We start from the raw sequence: 13,238 nt of genomic DNA, 5'->3' as shown, positions 1-13,238 counted from the left end.
ACCGCTTTAAGGGCGTAACTTTGCACCCGGACAGCAGGGTTCGCCGATGACGCGCGGCCCGGAGTCCTGAAAGGTATTTTCCCAATCCGTCCCCTGACGGATTTTTATGTTCACCTGAACATAGCAAGATGTCTTTTCAGCCGCTCAAAATATTTTGAGCAGCCACGAAAAGCACTTGCCCTTGCAGGGGGCGGGCTTTCCCTCCGAAGTCGGGAAGCCTTTCAGAACTGCGGTGCTGTAATCCGAAGCGGCGGCTTATGCCGTCAATCCGCTAAATCCAAAGTAATATGAAAGAGAAAAGGAAAAGCAAATCAGGGAGAAATCCCAAACTTGATCCGGCGGTGTACCGGTACACCGTCCGTTTCAACGAGGAGGAACACAACCGTTTCCTCGCCATGTTCGGAAAATCGGGTGTCTATGCACGGTCTGTTTTCCTCAAAGCGCACTTCTTCGGGCAACCGTTCAAGGTGCTGAAGGTGGACAAGACGTTGGTGGACTATTACACCAAACTGTCGGATTTTCATGCACAATTCCGTGCCGTGGGTACGAATTACAACCAAGTCGTGAAGGAACTGAGGCTGCATTTTTCAGAGAAAAAGGCGATGGCGTTGCTCTACAAATTAGAGCAACACACCGTCGAACTCGTGAAACTGAGCCGCCGGATTGTGGAACTTTCAAGGGAAATGGAGGCAAAATGGTCGCAAAAATCAGTGTAGGAAGTTCGTTGTACGGCGCGATTGCCTACAACGGGGAGAAGATTAACGAGGCGCAGGGGCGGCTTCTCACCACCAACCGCATCTACAATGACGGTTCGGGAACGGTGGACATAGGCAAGGCGATGGAGGGTTTTCTCACCTTCCTGCCACCGCAGATGAAGATCGAGAAGCCGGTGGTGCATATCTCTCTCAACCCGCACCCGGAGGATGTGCTGACCGATATTGAGTTGCAGAATATCGCCCGCGAGTATCTGGAAAAACTCGGTTTCGGAAACCAGCCTTATCTTGTATTCAAGCACGAGGACATCGACCGCCACCACCTGCACATCGTGACGGTCAACGTGGACGAGAACGGGAAAAGGCTCAACCGGGATTTTCTCTACCGCCGCAGCGACCGTATCCGCAGGGAACTGGAACAGAAGTACGGATTGCATCCGGCAGAACGTAAAAATCAGAGATTGGATAATCCGTTGCGCAAGGTGGCCGCATCGGCAGGTGATGTGAAGAAGCAGGTAGGCAACACCGTGAAGGCTCTGAATGGGCAGTACCGTTTCCAGACGATGGGCGAATACCGTGCGCTCCTTTCCTTATATAATATGACGGTGGAGGAAGCGAGGGGCAACGTGCGCGGACGGGAGTATCACGGGCTGGTCTATTCCGTCACGGACGACAAGGGTAACAAGGTGGGCAACCCGTTCAAATCCTCGCTTTTCGGGAAGTCCGCAGGCTATGAAGCCGTACAGAAGAAGTTTGTCCGTTCCAAATCGGAAATCAAGGATAGGAAACTGGCAGACATGACGAAACGCACCGTCCTTTCCGTGCTGCAAGGCACTTATGACAAGGACAAATTTGTATCCCAACTCAAAGAGAAGGGCATCGACACCGTACTGCGCTACACAGAGGAAGGGCGCATCTATGGGGCTACCTTCATCGACCACCGCACGGGATGCGTGCTGAACGGTTCGCGCATGGGTAAGGAGCTTTCGGCGAATGCCTTGCAGGAACACTTCACCCTGCCATACGCCGGACAACCGCCGATACCGCTATCCATCCCTGTGGATGCTGCGGACAAGGCACACGGGCAGACCGCCTACGACAGTGAAGATATATCGGGCGGTATGGGCTTGCTCACTCCCGAAGGTCCGGCGGTAGATGCCGAGGAAGAGGCTTTCATCCGGGCGATGAAGCGCAAAAAGAAGAAAAAACGCAAGGGCTTGGGTATGTAATCAGAGTATCAACAATTAAAAAATCAATGTATGTCACAACAAGAAGACGATTTGAGGGCATTGGCGAAAATCATGGATTTTCTGCGTGCCGTGAGTATCATTTTAGTGGTCATGAACGTGTACTGGTTCTGCTACGAAGCCATCCGGCTGTGGGGCGTGAACATCGGCGTGGTGGACAAAATCCTTCTGAACTTCGACCGCACGGCGGGGCTGTTCCATTCCATTCTCTACACGAAGCTGTTTTCCGTCCTTTTGCTTGCCTTGTCCTGTCTGGGTACGAAGGGTGTCAAGGGTGAGAAAATCACTTGGGGGAGAATCTGGACAGCATTTGCCGTCGGGTTCGTGCTGTTTTTCCTGAACTGGTGGTTGCTGCCCCTGCCGCTGCCGCTTGAAGCGGTGACGGGACTGTATGTCCTTACCATTGGAACGGGCTATGTCTGCCTGTTGATGGGTGGTCTGTGGATGAGCCGCCTGTTGAAACACAATTTGATGGAGGATGTTTTCAACAACGAGAACGAGAGTTTCATGCAGGAAACGAGGCTTATCGAAAGCGAGTATTCGGTCAATCTGCCGACACGTTTCTATTACAGGAAACGCTGGAACAACGGTTGGATCAATGTAGTTAATCCCTTCCGTGCGTCCATCGTGTTGGGTACGCCGGGCAGCGGCAAGTCCTATGCCGTGGTAAACAATTTTATCAAGCAACAGATTGAAAAGGGCTTTAGTCAATACATCTACGATTTCAAGTATCCCGACCTATCTACTATTGCCTACAACCATTTGCTGAACCACCCGGACGGCTACAAGGTAAAGCCGAAGTTCTATGTGATCAACTTCGACGACCCGCGACGCTCTCATCGGTGCAATCCCATTCACCCGGATTTTATGGAAGATATTACGGATGCCTATGAGAGTGCCTACACAATAATGCTCAACCTCAATAAAACGTGGGTGCAAAAGCAGGGCGACTTCTTCGTGGAGTCACCTATCATTCTGTTTGCCAGTATTATCTGGTATCTCAAAATCTATCAGAACGGGAAGTTTTGCACGTTTCCCCATGCTATCGAGTTTCTGAACCGCCGTTACGAGGATATATTTCCGATACTGACCTCTTATCCGGAGCTGGAGAACTACCTTTCGCCGTTCATGGATGCGTGGCTTGGAGGGGCTGCGGAGCAGCTCATGGGTCAGATAGCGTCGGCAAAAATCCCGCTTTCGAGGATGATTTCACCGCAGCTCTACTGGGTGATGTCAGACAGCGAGTTTACGCTGGACATCAACAATCCCGAAGAGCCGAAAATCCTCTGCGTGGGTAACAATCCCGACCGTCAGAATATCTACGGTGCGGCACTCGGTCTGTATAATTCCCGTATCGTGAAGCTCATCAACAAGAAGGGGATGCTGAAGTCATCGGTCATCATCGACGAGTTGCCCACAATATACTTCAAAGGGTTGGACAATCTTATAGCTACCGCCCGAAGCAACAAGGTTGCCGTGTGTCTGGGCTTTCAGGATTTCAGCCAGTTAGTGCGTGACTACGGGGACAAAGAGGCGAAAGTGGTGATGAACACTGTCGGCAATATTTTCTCCGGTCAGGTGGTGGGGGAAACAGCCAAGACGCTCTCCGAGCGGTTCGGTAAGGTGTTGCAGAAACGGCAGTCCATCTCCATCAACCGGCAGGATGTTTCCACCTCCATCAACACGCAGATGGACGCGCTCATTCCACCGAGTAAGATTTCCGGGCTTACGCAGGGAATGTTTGTCGGTTCTGTATCCGACAACTTCAACGAGCGTATCGAGCAGAAGATTTTTCATTGCGAGATTGTGGTGGATGCCGAAAAGGTGAAACGGGAAGAAAGTGCCTACAAGAAAATTCCCGTCATTACAAACTTCACGGACGAGGACGGCAACGACCGCATGAAGGAAACGGTGCAGGCGAACTACCGGCGCATCAAGGAAGAGGTGAAGCAGATTGTGCAGGAGGAACTGGAGCGTATCAAAAACGATCCGGTGCTGTGTAAACTGCTACCAGATAATGAGACTGTCTAACAAGTCCCCAAAATTGAAAATTATCCCTATCGAAGTTTGAAGTGACCCCCAAAAGTTGGATACAATTTTTTTGGGGGGCACTTCAGTTCTGACGGGTAAAATCGTAAAATTCGGACTTGTTAGACAAATACTTACGCGGTTTCAACCTCAGGTACTGAATCTATCGAATTGACAAATTTAACCAATTGCGGATCTGAATCTTTTTGTATGAGGTTTCGGAGACTCTTTTTCAATTCATAAGCATCATCCCCTGCTGTATTTATTAAATCCATATAAAAATCTTTGTTTTGCAGAATCAATGAACGGCATGCCCCATCGGAAATTACAGGTTTCACTATTTTATCAATAACGTCTCCAGCTTGACTTTTCAAATTACCATGCGATCTAAGCCATGTTTCGAAAAATTGAAACTTTATTGCATTGATAGTCTTTTTACCGATGCAGAAATCATTTCTTATATCGGTAACTGTCGATTTAATTTTTCGTTTATCCAATCTTTCAACTATATTCTTGAAACAATTAGGGAAAGGATTCAAACTTTGAGTTCCAGAAGCAATATCCATCAGAATCTTTTTGCCAAATTCAGTCAAGTTATCTGGCAAGGATTTGATTTTAGCCAGTAAATGTTTTATTGCGACAAACCAATAATATGATGTATGTGCTGTTCTTTGGGCGTATAATGTATCAACACTTATTTCAGACAACGCTTCGAACGCTATTTTATTGATATGATCGGTCAGGACATTGCTTATTTTAGTGGTCAAATCGTAAAAAGATGCGTCAGGAATTACATCTTTAATATTGTTCTTAGTGATATACTTATCCAAATCGGTATTCCACTCTGCTAAATGCTCGATAAATACCTCATCCGTTACACCTATTCTGTTCTTAATATCTTCAAATTGGGGCAATATGTCTGAGAGCAATAATTTATAGCCAAGTTTATGATTTACCATGTATTGTAGTGTTTCATTTAATAGCGGTATATTCCATCCCACACTATTTACTAATAAGTCTCCATGATCCACATAATAGTCCATGAGTTCTGCAACATATTTTATATCTCCACCCTCTATTAAGGAAACGGAATGACCATGTGCCAATTGCATGGCGACTAAATCGTAATATCCAGACTCTTTAATGTTTCGGCCATCAGTTTCTAATTCAGAATGCAACTGATTTATGTAGGTTGAATCTAACGTTACAGGTAAAGGTCTTTCTTCGTCAGATGCCAATAAACGATAGGTTGTAAATATAGCCCCTATATTATCTTTATTTACATTCTGTTCATCAATGCAATTCGTGATCGCTTGCAAAAGCGTTGGAAACGTATAGGTAGAATTATCTTTTAACGTTTTTACAATATCTGCATGGTCGAAATTATCGGGTAGTAAGTTTGCCAAATAATTATCGAGCGCCTCCGAATTTGTTGCTACTTGATAATATTTATATGCTTTAGTTGTCGCGTTATCCCGATAGGCAGCATCTGTTGCATTTGCAGCTTGAATATAATCGATAAATGTATTTGGCTTGACTGTTTTTGCTTCAATCAATGACGTAAAATCGCACGCCAACTTATTTTGCGCAATAAACCTGTCTATTGCATCTAACGTTTTGAAATAGTCGCCGCCATTGAAGTCATTGAACCGAACTATCTTCTTATATAATTGAGCAATCACATGGTTTTGGCTTTCCGTGTCTAAATGCAACAGCAGTTCTTGGTATTCGACAGGGAACACCTGCTTCTCTATGGATTCTTTTAATTTCAATTGTGCTATTCTTTGCCATACACGCAGAATAACATCGCTCTTTCGAGTTAATTTATGCAAACAATGTATAATCTTATCGATAAGCGCATTGTCCATACATTGTATAACTTCTTCTAATACAGTGTCAAATTGTTTATTAGTCTCTGCATATTGATTTATGTCGTGGTCTTCTTCTCCGTTGATGCAGCCTTCAATATATTTTTTCAATGGAATTTGTCGAGCATCTTCAACATCGACACCATATACCAAAGCTGCAATTTCGCGTTGTGTTTGCAGATCATTGTTAATTATTGTTTGAATGCCATTCAGATAGTCGCCGGACAATATTTGTTCTACTGGATTTGCCAGAATATCCGTCTTCTTCAAACAGAACAATGCTATGTTTATCATCAAAATTTCGTTACACCACTCTTGTTTAAGAGCGACCATCTCATTGATATATGATATAATTTCCCTAACATTGGCATTAGGATTTACCAATCTGAATATCCGATTTATAGTTTCTTTCGCTTCATTTTCTGTTTCTCCAAATGCTTCAACAAACAGTTTGTTGAATATACTTCGATAGTCGGTAATAACAGGAGGAGCAACACGATAAACAATAGGGAAAGTTTTATTGATAAAATACTTGGTCAGTTGTTTCGTTTGTTCGTCGGTCTCATCTCCGAATGCACAAGCTAAATGTGTTTCATCGAAAGGAATAACAGCCCAAACATTTTCAAAACCGCTATCGGCGAAGAACGTATGGATAGAAGACCATAATTCTTTTACTTTTTCAGCGGGGAGACGATCCATGTTGTCAAAAACAAGGACTAATTTACGTTGTCCTTTTTCCTTGATAAAATCAGAAATGTCTTGCATCCATGTTTTGAACTCGTAAACCGTTGGTTCGTCTTCGCTCAAAGTCTCATAGCAAACGTCCTTTTCGACTTTATCTTGATAAATAGCTAACATATAACTCCATCCATATTTATGATCTTTGCTATATGCCCATTTCCAAACGCACAATGCAATAAGAACTGGCAGTGCAGCTATGATAATAGACAATAAAGAAAACCACCATGTTGTGGGTGTAGGTTTTACTGCATACGCAATAAATGTAAATATCGGAGTTAAAACTGCAACCAAAAATGCCGCAACCATACCATTACTGATAAGGGGATATTTTTCGGTTACGGTCTCCGTTTTACGGGCTAATAAATATTTCAGCTTTTCAGACCATGATACGGTTTTCGTACCTCCACCTTTGACTTTTATTGTTGCATTTCCAGATAGGATACCATCATCAATAAGTTTGCTTGTAAGCAATTCCAATATAGAGCGGCGTTGCAAGTCCTCTTGATGTCCCCATGCGTCATACTCAAAAAAGTAATAGTCGTCTGATAATTCACGTTCCAACATTTTAACCACGTTGGATTTTCCAGATCCCCAAATACCTTCGATGCCGATAATTCGAGGTAAAGTACATTCCTCATCCAATGAATCATTCTGACAAAAATGGCGAGCAATAGTTTTTGCCAACCTTTCTTGCGAACCTCCATCGAATTTGTCAATACCACACGGTTTATTTTGGATAAACCGCGGATATTGCTGTTTGGATTGTAGTTTTGTTTCCATATACGTAATTTATTGATTATACGAACTCCAAATAATTCTCCCGATTTACCACATGAAACTCGGCATAGGGATAGGCTTCTTGGAAGGCTTTCGGTGCGGCCGGCATTTTATTTCCCCACTTGAACTCCAAGGCGGTAAGACTGTCGGCACTCTCCTCAATCAGGTCGATTTCCTGTTTGTCGTAGGTGCGCCAGAAATAGAACTCCCTGTGCAGTCCCTCATTGAAGTTCGCTTTGCGCCGCTCTCCGATGATGTAGTTCTCCCACAGCGCACCGACATCCTGCCGAATGGCCAGCGGTGAGAAAGCCCCGATAATGGCATTGCGAATGCCGTTGTCGTAGAAGTACCACTTGCCAGCTTTTGTAACCTCCTTGCGTAGGTTACGCGAATAAGCCCCCAGACGATAGATAACGAAGACCTTTTCCAATAGGTCGAGGTATTTTTCAACGGTCGTCTTGCTCATGCCGAGTTGTTTACCTAACTCTTCGTAAGAAACTTCGCTGCCCAACTGAAAAGCTATCAATCGCAGTAGATCGCGCATCTTGCTCGAATTTTTTAAGCCGTCAATTGCTAAGATATCTTTAAGCAGGTATGCACCGACAATATCACGTAGGTAGTCTGTTTTACGTTCATAGTTCTCCATCATTACTACTTCGGGATAGGAACCGTAAATCAAGCGCGCTTCGAGGTTCTGGCGGGTTTCAAGTGCCGTTTCCGTCTGTGCGATTTCCCGTTGCGAGAATGGTGTAAGGAGAAATTGCGTACTGCGGCCGACCAACGGTTCACCAGTCTTATTCAGCAAATCGAATGACGAAGAACCACTTGCCAAGACACTTATTCCCGGTATTTCATCAACTATCAACTTCAGAATACTACCGATTTGTGGTATGTTCTGTGCCTCATCAATAGCCAGCAAATCAATACCATCCAATAAATGCCGATAATTGGCTATTGAGCGATTCTCCAATAGTGCTAATGTGTCGTAGTCTTCGCCGTTGAGCATCATCGTCCTACCTGAATAGTTGTCCACAATTTTACGCATCATTACCGTTTTACCAACACGGCGAGCACCAAAAATCAGTACTGCTTTATTGGGCGCGATTCGTGCTGTAATCTTCTCTTGAAGTATTCTATTTACTGTTTCCATACCTTATAAAATATAATGCAAAGATAATCATATTTTTTTAATTGGCGAATTTTACAAAAAAAACGGGCTATTAAATGGCGATTTTTACAACCACAATCTTATGGAAGTTGTTTCATTGTTTTTAGTAATGATATATGTTCATACTATGATGACTCAATAATTTACCAGACATACGTTTCTGAAATTTGTCCTTATAGGAATGAAAAACTCACATATATTGTGCTAATTAATATATAATTAAATGAAAATAAAAAGACAGGATACGAGTATTCCTGTCTTCTCATATGTAATGGATATTTTTTTATTTTCTCATCCGCTCCAACTCCTCATCACGCAACATTCTCTCGTTCAGTTTTTCCTGCATCCTGTCAATGAAATAGGTGCGGCTTTCGTTCTTCCGGCGTTTGATATCAGTGTAGAAGCGGTAGCAGTCTTTAGAATCAACCCCGAATATCTTATAGAGAAGTGGGGCGAGCTGTTTGAGCGGCATATTGCCGTTGTTGATGCAGCCCATCACGTCTATGCCGTAGATAAGTTCCACGAGGTCGATGGCATTGCCCGTCCATTGAAGAAGGCTGGCGGTGGTTTCTGTTGCGTTGTTGGCGGATATTAGTGGTGGCACTTGGGGCGTGGCAAGGAATTTCTGCATCTTTCTTACGAAAGACAGAGCCTTGCTGACGTAGGCGGCAATCTCTCTTTTTTCTTCTGACAGATTACGTACGGGATGGTGCTGCAACTCGATTTCGATGTAGGCAAGCGCGATGACGGTAAGGTTCATGTCCATGCCGCCGTTGCACAGTTCGATCACTTGGGTGGCGAAAGCCGTGTATGCCGTTTCCATATTGCAGTCGCCGGCTTCGTTTATCAGGCGGAAAAAGTCGGTTTCCGCCAGCAAGAAATAATTCATGGTTCTGTCAATTTTGAAAATTACACTTTGTTTTCTGCGTGCGCACATGAATATAATTGGCAAAAAACGCGGCAGAAAATAAAAAATCCAACACTCAATTTTACAAAGTGCTGGATTTCAGAGGTATAAAATTCAGTATTTTTTCACAAGGACAAATTATCTCCGACTTAAATTGTTTGTAATCGGAACATTTATTCTATTCCTGAAAATAGAAATGTATGCTTGCCGCACATTTTGGCTATCTTGCTTTTTTATCAAGGATATAGATAATGCGACATACACCGTTGGGATAGCTTTTCAAAGAGGAAAGCGTCCAGTGTTGCTCTGGCAGAGCCGACTTAAAAAAATGTCGTCCGCTTCCGGATATGAAAGGAACGGTGTATAGTATGATTTCATCCACAGCGTGCATCCGCAGCAGTCCGTTTATATAGTCTGCCGTGTCCGGTGTGGCTTCCGCGAGGTAACGGATGTTTGTGCAGTCTTTTCTCCATTCGTGCAGCATTGAAATGGAATAGTCCGGTGTCACACGGTAAAAGGCTTTCTTCCTGATTTCATCAAGACCGCAACGGTCAAGGCACAAATCCTGATGTGCTTTATCATATAACTCTGAAGAAAGACATCCGTCCATCGTCAGTACGGCGAGAATCTGAACTTTACCCATAATCGTTTCCTTTCGTTAGGCAAGGGTAAAAAAGTAGCGTGCAATTCACACTACCTTCAAGCGATGGCTCTGGTAAAGCCTTTACGGAGAGTACGTGAATGCACGCTATGCGTAAGCATAGCATAAGCATCACGCAATCGTCTCCGTAGTTCCAATTTACCAGATTTATAGAATACATATCTAAAATGAAAACAACAACCAAACAAATGAAAATAAATGTGCTGTTTTATAGCTATTTATAAGTGTGCATTTCTTTTCAGTTGCTTTCATTGTTTTCGGTTGTTTGGCTCTTATTCGGTACATTTTTGTTTCTTATTTGTTCCTTGTTTTGGATTATTATTTCTACCTTTGCAACAGAAATAACGAAAAAAAGGAATTGCTTATGCCACGAGTAAAGAAACCGACGAAGGTCAAAGAACCAATCCGTCTTCGGATGAAACCGCTGAGTGACGGAAGTAAGAGTCTGTATCTGGATATATACCGCGACGGAAAGCGAACATACGAGTACCTCAAAATGTATATCATCCCGGAAACTGATAATAATGCCCGGAAACGAAATCAGGTTACGATGGACGCAGCCAATGCCATCAAGTCGAAACGCATCATTGAATTGACGAATGGGGAAGCTGGCATCGAGAACAGGGAAAAGGTGTTCTTGCTCGATTGGATGAATACGTATAAAGAGAATCAGGCAAAACGTGGGAAGAAAGACGGAAACCAAATCTCAGTTACTATTCGCATCTTGAAAGATTATGCAGGAGAGCGGATGACAATGGATCGGATAGACAAGGCATTCTGTCAGGATTACCTCGATTATCTGATGACGGAATATCGTCCCAAAGGGAAGCGTGTATCGAACTTTACACTCCACACCTACTACCGCATCCTGAACGGAGCTTTGAATGCAGCCGTTCGTGCGGAGATTATCAAGGTCAATCCGTTTACCAAAATCAATAATTCGGATAAGATTCGCCTGCCGGAGAGTAAACGGTCATATATGACTATCGAGGAAGTGCGGGCATTGATTACCACTCCGATGAATAATGAGGCTGTAAAGTCCGCTTATTTGTTCTCCTGCTTCTGCGGATTGCGTGTGAGCGATATTGTCGGATTGAAGTGGAAAGACGTCTTCGTCGATAGAGGACAATATCGGTTGGCAGTGTCCATGCAGAAGACCAAAGAACCGATTTATCTACCGCTTTCTCCCGAAGCCTTGAAGTGGATGCCGGAACGAGGAGAAAAGACAGCAGACGACCATGTGTTCGATTTACCAAGCCCGTCAATGATGAACCTGCTTATCAAACCTTGGGCAAAAGCTGCGGGAATCGACAAGCGATTTACATTTCACACCGCCCGGCACACTTTTGCCACGATGATGCTGACCCTTGGAGCAGACCTCTATACAACCTCGAAATTGCTCGGCCATGCCGATGTGAAGATGACGCAGGTATACGCCAAAATCATCAATCAGAAGAAGGATGATGCGGTCAATCTGGTAAACGGATTGTTTGATTGACCCATGCAAATCGAAGTATAAAGTAGGATTGTTTTTACATCTACATATAATCGGATTGCAAATAGAATTAGGTTTACTTTAATCCGGGTGCCTATAAGGGAAAAACCAAAGTAAACTTGTCGTTGGAGGCATTTATTGCAAGAAATGCTAAACAGGGAAATTTAGCCCAACTGATAAATATCCACCAACGGCTTGAAATACGAGGTTGGAATAATATGTTATATAATTATTCTCAAAGTGCTTGGTTGACTAATTTATTTAGACTAACTTTGCATATACTAAATTTCATTTGATGATGGAACAACTTACTAAGCGTGAAGAAGAGGTGATGAACAAGTTTTGGGAGAAGGGCGAAGCTACCGTTAAGGAGATTATAGCCACTTATCCCGAACCTCGTCCAAGCCGGACAGCCATATCTACATTTGTGAAGTTTCTTGTCGAGAAAGGCTTTTTAGGGCATAAGCCGGCAGGGAACAACGGTTTCATATACTACCCACTCATAGAACGGGATGAGTATTGTGGCAACAACCTGAAGAATGTCGTACAGAGATATTTTAATAACTCTATTCGTGGTGTGATAAGCACTCTTGTAAGAGATAGGAAAATGTCGGATGATGAAGTTCGGGAGTTGATAAATCAGGTAATTGAAGGAAATCGCCAACAATAAGATTGAAAAGGTATGGGTAATAATTTATTAGAGCAATGCCATAAGATTAAGGAAGAAATTTCCAATGAAACCACATTTCATTTGGGAATTGAAAACTTATTGTCTTTGCGTACCCAGTTATTCGATATCTTAGTGCAGTTCAAAGTGGAATTATGCCGTGCTGATTTCAATGCTATCCCATTCATTGAAGAGGACGGTTTTCACAGCAAGACAATTGCCTATTCCATCTGGCATATATTCCGTATCGAGGATATTGTTATCCATACTTTAATCAACAAGGACGATCAGATATTCTTTTCAGGGGATTATAAAAGATCAATTGGCTCTCCAATTATCACGACTGGTAACGAGCTTGAAAAACAGGAAATATCAGATTTCTCTAAAACATTGAATTTAGATGCGCTATATGAATATGCTGAATCTGTAAAAGACAATACCAACCTATTGTTGAAAAAGCTTTCTTTTTGCGATTTGGAACGCAGAATGACTGATGAAGATAGGGAAAACCTCAAATCACTTCATGTTGTGAGCGACTCTGAAAATGCCCGGTGGTTGATAGATTACTGGTGTGGTGAAAATATCCGAGGTCTTATAATGATGCCGTTCTCCGAACATTGGTTGGCTCATATTTATGCGAGTTGGAAAATTAAATGCGCATTAAAAGGAATATCAAACAACTAAATATATGAATATGGAACAAAAATTTTGTCAAAGTTGCGGTATGCCATTAACTGACAACGATAAGGGAATAAATGCCGATGGCAGCCGCAATGATGATTACTGCAACTATTGTTACATGAATGGCCGGTTCACGCAGGACTTTACAATGGAGCAGATGATTGAGCATTGCGCCCGGTTCACTGATGATATAAACAAGTGGTCCGGAGAAAATATGACCGTGGAACAGGCTAAAGAGATGATGCGTCAATTCTATCCCAACCTCAAACGCTGGAAAAAATAAAT

Annotated in this window: 11 protein-coding genes; 7 read left to right on the top strand and 4 right to left on the bottom strand. The window is 43.3% G+C overall.

The window, feature by feature from the left end:
* Positions 1–287 precede the first annotated feature (287 nt).
* From mobA to mobC, 3 genes are read left to right on the top strand one after another with little or no spacing between them, the layout of a single operon-like run.
* Entirely contained in the window at positions 288–716 is a 429-nt protein-coding gene (gene mobA / locus HPS53_RS01750; RefSeq protein ID WP_004291488.1) for a conjugal transfer protein MobA, read from the top strand.
* Positions 695–1,942 carry a conjugal transfer protein MobB gene (mobB, locus tag HPS53_RS01745; protein ID WP_004291483.1) on the top strand — a complete coding sequence of 416 codons (1,248 nt, stop codon included), beginning with the start codon at positions 695–697 and terminating at the stop codon, positions 1,940–1,942. The genes mobA and mobB overlap by 22 nt, the downstream gene beginning before the upstream one ends.
* A gap of 30 nt (positions 1,943–1,972) precedes the next feature.
* Positions 1,973–3,991 (top strand): conjugal transfer protein MobC, encoded by a 2,019-nt coding sequence (mobC, locus tag HPS53_RS01740; protein WP_004291482.1) that lies wholly within the window; start codon positions 1,973–1,975, stop codon positions 3,989–3,991.
* Between the two features lie 131 nt (positions 3,992–4,122).
* Here mobC and HPS53_RS01735 read toward each other — a convergent pair whose 3' ends face one another.
* The 4 genes from HPS53_RS01735 to HPS53_RS01720 all read right to left on the bottom strand — a co-directional run bounded on the left by HPS53_RS01735 (position 4,123) and on the right by HPS53_RS01720 (position 10,092).
* Positions 4,123–7,377, bottom strand: coding sequence for a P-loop NTPase fold protein (locus HPS53_RS01735; RefSeq protein WP_004291481.1), 3,255 nt, complete (start codon positions 7,375–7,377; stop codon positions 4,123–4,125).
* 16 nt (positions 7,378–7,393) lie between these two features.
* Positions 7,394–8,524, bottom strand: coding sequence for an ATP-binding protein (locus HPS53_RS01730; RefSeq protein WP_004291480.1), 1,131 nt, complete (start codon positions 8,522–8,524; stop codon positions 7,394–7,396).
* A 301-nt stretch (positions 8,525–8,825) separates the two neighbouring features.
* A complete protein-coding gene (locus HPS53_RS01725) occupies positions 8,826–9,431 on the bottom strand; it encodes an RteC domain-containing protein (protein WP_004304269.1) in 606 nt (201 codons plus the stop codon).
* Positions 9,432–9,669: 238 nt separating this feature from the next.
* A complete protein-coding gene (locus HPS53_RS01720) occupies positions 9,670–10,092 on the bottom strand; it encodes a dihydrofolate reductase family protein (RefSeq protein ID WP_004291474.1) in 423 nt (140 codons plus the stop codon).
* A 382-nt stretch (positions 10,093–10,474) separates the two neighbouring features.
* Between HPS53_RS01720 and HPS53_RS01715 the strand changes: the two genes are divergently transcribed.
* From HPS53_RS01715 to HPS53_RS01700, 4 genes are all read left to right on the top strand, one after another.
* Positions 10,475–11,608: a site-specific integrase gene (locus tag HPS53_RS01715; protein ID WP_107031784.1), complete on the top strand. Its 1,134-nt coding sequence runs from the start codon at positions 10,475–10,477 to the stop codon at positions 11,606–11,608.
* 295 nt (positions 11,609–11,903) lie between these two features.
* On the top strand, positions 11,904–12,275 hold the full coding sequence (locus HPS53_RS01710; RefSeq protein ID WP_107031783.1) for a BlaI/MecI/CopY family transcriptional regulator: 372 nt from the start codon (positions 11,904–11,906) through the stop codon (positions 12,273–12,275).
* A 12-nt stretch (positions 12,276–12,287) separates the two neighbouring features.
* Positions 12,288–12,956, top strand: coding sequence for a phage head-tail adapter protein (locus HPS53_RS01705; RefSeq protein WP_107031760.1), 669 nt, complete (start codon positions 12,288–12,290; stop codon positions 12,954–12,956).
* Between the two features lie 10 nt (positions 12,957–12,966).
* Positions 12,967–13,236, top strand: coding sequence for a zinc ribbon domain-containing protein (locus HPS53_RS01700; RefSeq protein WP_107031782.1), 270 nt, complete (start codon positions 12,967–12,969; stop codon positions 13,234–13,236).
* Positions 13,237–13,238 lie beyond the last annotated feature (2 nt).

It is taken from the genome of Prevotella sp. PTAC, from assembly GCF_013166535.1.
Lineage (GTDB): Bacteria > Bacteroidota > Bacteroidia > Bacteroidales > Bacteroidaceae > Prevotella.
The sequence above is the reverse complement of the archived record's forward strand: the minus strand, read 5'-3'. Positions and strand labels throughout refer to the sequence as shown.

Bases quoted from the DNA above. Each gene is read 5' to 3' on its own strand.
- mobA (WP_004291488.1), top strand. From the start codon at position 288: ATGAAAGAGAAAAGGAAAAGCAAATCAGGGAGAAATCCCAAACTTGAT.
- mobB (WP_004291483.1), top strand. From the start codon at position 695: ATGGTCGCAAAAATCAGTGTAGGAAGTTCGTTGTACGGCGCGATTGCC.
- mobC (WP_004291482.1), top strand. From the start codon at position 1,973: ATGTCACAACAAGAAGACGATTTGAGGGCATTGGCGAAAATCATGGAT.
- HPS53_RS01735 (WP_004291481.1), bottom strand. From the start codon at position 7,377: ATGGAAACAAAACTACAATCCAAACAGCAATATCCGCGGTTTATCCAA.
- HPS53_RS01730 (WP_004291480.1), bottom strand. From the start codon at position 8,524: ATGGAAACAGTAAATAGAATACTTCAAGAGAAGATTACAGCACGAATC.
- HPS53_RS01725 (WP_004304269.1), bottom strand. From the start codon at position 9,431: ATGAATTATTTCTTGCTGGCGGAAACCGACTTTTTCCGCCTGATAAAC.
- HPS53_RS01720 (WP_004291474.1), bottom strand. From the start codon at position 10,092: ATGGGTAAAGTTCAGATTCTCGCCGTACTGACGATGGACGGATGTCTT.
- HPS53_RS01715 (WP_107031784.1), top strand. From the start codon at position 10,475: ATGCCACGAGTAAAGAAACCGACGAAGGTCAAAGAACCAATCCGTCTT.
- HPS53_RS01710 (WP_107031783.1), top strand. From the start codon at position 11,904: ATGGAACAACTTACTAAGCGTGAAGAAGAGGTGATGAACAAGTTTTGG.
- HPS53_RS01705 (WP_107031760.1), top strand. From the start codon at position 12,288: ATGGGTAATAATTTATTAGAGCAATGCCATAAGATTAAGGAAGAAATT.
- HPS53_RS01700 (WP_107031782.1), top strand. From the start codon at position 12,967: ATGGAACAAAAATTTTGTCAAAGTTGCGGTATGCCATTAACTGACAAC.